2 protein-coding genes are annotated in these 1461 nt (G+C 72.6%); both read right to left on the bottom strand.

Annotation, left to right across the window (positions count from 1 at the left end; translation table 11 throughout):
• On the bottom strand, window positions 1–800 hold an 800-nt coding region (locus ACXJKL_RS21005; RefSeq protein ID WP_457208933.1), incomplete at its 3' end, for a COX15/CtaA family protein.
• Window positions 797–1461, bottom strand: a 665-nt coding sequence (locus tag ACXJKL_RS21000) for an ABC transporter permease (RefSeq protein ID WP_457208932.1), incomplete at its 5' end; no start/stop codon positions are given. The genes ACXJKL_RS21005 and ACXJKL_RS21000, both read right to left, overlap by 4 nt.

Raw genomic sequence — 1461 nt, 5'->3', positions numbered from 1 at the left:
GTGACGTACTGCACGAGGCCCACGACGCCCTGCGCCAGCTCGAGCACCAGCAGGGCCAGCGCCGCCCGGGCGAGGATCGGGGTCCCGACCCGACGGGCGAGGACGACGAGGCCCAGCGTCAGGGCGAGGAGCAGGTACACCGCTCCGGCGTGGACGTGGGACATGACCTGGGGGTCCAGTCCCGTACGACGCGAGTCCAGGTCGCCCGAGTGGGGACCGCTGCCGGTCACCACGGTCCCGAGGTAGAGGACGACCCAGGTGACGGCGAAGACGGCCCAGGTCAGCATCGCCAGGCGCGGGGACGCGTCCCGGTCCGGGGACCGGAGCTCGTCGAGGAGCACCACGCAGACGCCGATGATGGCCATCGAGACGAGCAGGTGCAGGGACACGATCCACGGGTTGAGGTCGGTGTGCACCGTGATGCCGCCGATCACCGCCTGGACGGGGATCCCGAGCACCACGACGGTCGCCAGCCAGAACGGGCGCCAGGCCCGCTGCCCGCGCCACGTACGGACGAGGCCGACCAGCATGGTGACCCACAGGGCCACGGCCAGGACCACCAGCACGAACGTCAGCATCCGGTTGCCGAACTCGATCGCGCCGTGGATGCCCAGCTCGCCGTGGGCGACGTACGAGTCGTCGGTGCAGCGCGGCCACGTCGGGCAGCCGAGCCCGGATCCGGTGAGGCGCACGGCGCCGCCGGTGATCACGATGCCGATGTTGGCGACGAGGTTGGCCACGGCCAGTGCCCAGGCGAGGCGCCGGAAGCCGGTGGAGGGGTGCAGGCGGGTCAATGTCATTCCCAGGTGAAGGTGCGTGCGGTCAGCAGGGTGCCGACGGCACCCCAGGCGATGAGGACGAGGAGGGCGGTGAGGTCGAGGTGGGCGTCCACGAACGCGGCGCGCATCGCGTCGCCCAGGGCCGCCGAGGGCAGCCACTGGATGACGCCGGACGCGGCGCCGTACGACGACGTGGGCAGCACCACGCCGCCCCCGGCCATCAGGAGCAGGTAGACGAGGTTGGCCAGGGCCAGGGTCGCCTCGGCGCGCAGGACCCCGGCGACGAAGAGTCCCAGGGAGGCGAAGGCCCAGGTGCCGGCGGCGACGGCGAGCACGGCCGAGATGAGCGAGGTGGCCGGGGCCTCGAGCGTCGGTCGCCAGCCCAGCAGCAGTCCCACGACGACCAGCGACACCAGCTGGAGCGTCACCACCTCGAGCAGGGCCAGGACCTTGCCGAGCAGCAGGCCGTGGCGGGGGAGCGGCGAGGCGCCGAGCCGCTTGATGACGCCGTACCGGCGCTCGAAGCCGGTGGCGATCGCCACCGACGTGAACGCCGTCGACATGATCGCCAGGGCCAGCACGCCCGGGGTGAGGACGTCGACGGCCCGGTGTCCCTCGAGGTCGAGGCCGAGCCGGTCGGCGCCGGCGACGCCGCCGACGAGGATGATGACGGGGATGTCTA

This window comes from Nocardioides sp. P5_C9_2 (genome assembly GCF_054049555.1).
Note: the sequence above shows the minus strand (reverse complement) of the source record. Positions and strands in the feature narration are given on the sequence as shown.